This window comes from Streptomyces sp. NPDC006265, from assembly GCF_040613555.1.
Lineage (GTDB): Bacteria > Actinomycetota > Actinomycetes > Streptomycetales > Streptomycetaceae > Streptomyces.
Genome location: NZ_JBEXSH010001112.1, coordinates 1 through 2,474, shown reverse-complemented (window position 1 = coordinate 2,474; position 2,474 = coordinate 1). Strand labels below are relative to the sequence as shown.

The 2,474-nt window shown below is 72.9% G+C and carries 1 pseudogene; it reads right to left on the bottom strand.

From position 1 onward, the window contains the following. Positions 1-84 precede the first annotated feature (84 nt). Positions 85-2,474 (bottom strand): annotated as a pseudogene (locus ABZ281_RS45895) (molybdopterin-dependent oxidoreductase); the annotation flags it as partial.

Below are 2,474 nucleotides of genomic sequence, written 5' to 3'. Positions count from 1 at the left end.
CACCACGCGGGGCCAGGGCGGGGGGCTGACCGCGTCGGGCGGGGCGGGTGGCTAACCGCGTGGGGCCGGGGCGGCGGACCGCTCACCCAGCGCCGACAGCACCTGGTCGAGCCACTTCCCGGCGGACGGCTCGAAGTCCGGCTCACAGTCCGTGCGCGGGGCCAGCCGCACCCCGCCCAGCTCGTCGAGCCGCGCGTCCAGCCGCCGCCCGTGCCCGCAGAAGTCGTCGTACGAGGAGTCGCCGAAGGCCAGCACGGCGTACCGCACCCCGTCCAGCCGCGGGGCCCGCTCGCCGGAGAGCGCGTCCCAGAAGCCGGAGCCGTTGTCGGGCGCGTCGCCGTCCCCGAAGGTGCTGGTGATGAACAGCAGGTCCGCCGTGCGGGCGAGCGTCCCGAGGTCGGCGTCGTCCATGCCGAGGAGCGTCGTACGGTGCCCGGTCGAGGTCAGCCGCTCGGCGGTGGCGGTGGCGAACTCCTCCGCGTTCCCGGTCTGCGAGGCCCACAGCACGACGATCTCCCGTCCCGCGGGCCGGTCCTGCGGCACCGCCGCCCCGGTCCGTGAGTACATGCCGGCCAGGACCCCGTTCACCCACAGCGCGTGCTCGGGCGAGAAGGGCGCGTCGGGCGGCAGCACCGGCACCCCGGGGGCGCCCGAGCCGAGCCCCGCGAGGAAGCCGGTGAGGTACCGGCGCTCCTGGGCGGAGAGCACTGGGGGAGGGGAGGGCTCGATGCCGAAGGGATCGGCGCCGCCCGGCGTCACGGTCGTGGGGATCAGGGCCGGTGCCTCCGGCGCGGTCGCCGGGGAAGCCGCCTTCACCGGCGACGCGGGTGTCGGCGACGCCACCTTCGCGAGCGACACCGCGCACACCTTGAACTCCGGCTGGAACGACAGCGGATCCACCGCGTCGCTCGTCACCGCGTTGATGCTCAGGTACTCGCCGAACAGGTCGTTCCAGTGGAACGGCGCGAAGCAGCCCCCCGGCCGTACCCGGTCGGTCACCACCGCCGGCAGCACCGCCCGCCCGCGCCGCGATGCCACCTCCACGAGATCGCCGTCCACGGCCCCGAGCGCCGAGGCGTCCTCGGGGTGCAGCTCCACGAACGGCCCCGGATTCAGCTTGGTGAGCTTGGCGACCTTCCCCGTCTTGGTGAGCGTGTGCCACTGGTGCTGCACCCGCCCGGTGTTGAGCACGAACGGATAGTCGTCGTCCGGCATCTCCGCGGCGGGCAGATGCGGCCGCGCGAAGAACACGGCCCGCCCGGAAGCCGTCGGAAAGCGCAGCCCGTCGTCTCCCACGTACCGGACCGGATTGCGCTCCGGCCCGTCCTCCCGCGCGGCCGGCCACTGCACGGGCGTCTCCCGCAGCCGCTCGTACGTGACCCCGCGCAGATCCCACCCCGTCCCGGGGTTGAAGAACCGCCGGATCTCCTCGAAGACCTGCTCGGCGCTGTCGTACGAGAACCCCTTCTCGTACCCCATCGCGCACGCCACCTCCGCGATGATCCGCCAGTCGGCCATCGCCTCCCCGGGCGGGTCCGCGGCGGCCCGGGCCAGGGTGAGGTTGCGCTCGCTGTTGACGAAGACGCCCTCCGCCTCGGTCCACATCGCGCCGGGCAGGACGACATCGGCGTACGCGTTCGTCTCGGTGTCGGCGAACACGTCCTGCGTGACGACGAACTCGGCCGCTTCCAGCCCCTCGATGACCGTTCGGCGATTGGCGACCGAGGCGACCGGGTTGGTGCAGAGGATCCAGCAGGCCTTGATCTCCCGGTCGGCCATCCGCCGGAACATGTCGACGGTGCCCTGTCCCGCCCCGTCGGCCCGCAGCGTCCCCGGCGGCAGCTCCCACACCTCCTCGGTGAACGCCCGCTCCTCGTCGACGAGGACCGACCGCTGCCCCGGCAGCCCCGGCCCCATATAGCCCATCTCGCGCCCGCCCATGGCGTTGGGCTGCCCAGTCAGGGAGAACGGTCCGGCGCCCGGACGGCAGATCGCCCCCGTCGCCAGATGCAGATTGACCAGGGCGTTGGTGTTCCAGGTGCCGTGCGTGGACTGGTTCAGGCCCATGGTCCAGCAGCTCATCCACCGGTTGCCCGCCGCGCCGAGGATCCGGGCGGCCTCCCGCAGATCGACCTCCGCGATCCCGGTGATCTCCGCGACCGCGTCCGGGGCGTAGTCGGCGAGGAACCCGGGAAGCGCCTCCCAGCCCTCGGTGTGCGCGGCGACGAACTCCTCGTCCACGCGCCCGCCCTCGTGCAGCAGCCGCAGCAGGCCGTTCAGGAGCGCGAGGTCGGTGCCCGGCCTGACCTGGAGGAACAGATCGGCCTTGGCGGCGGTCGCGGTCCGCCGCGGATCGACGACGATCAGCTTGGCGCCCGCCTTGACCCGCTCCATCATCCGCAGGAAGAGAATCGGATGGCAGTCGGCCATGTTCGACCCGATGACGAGAAAGGCGTCCGCCCGGTCGAAGTCCT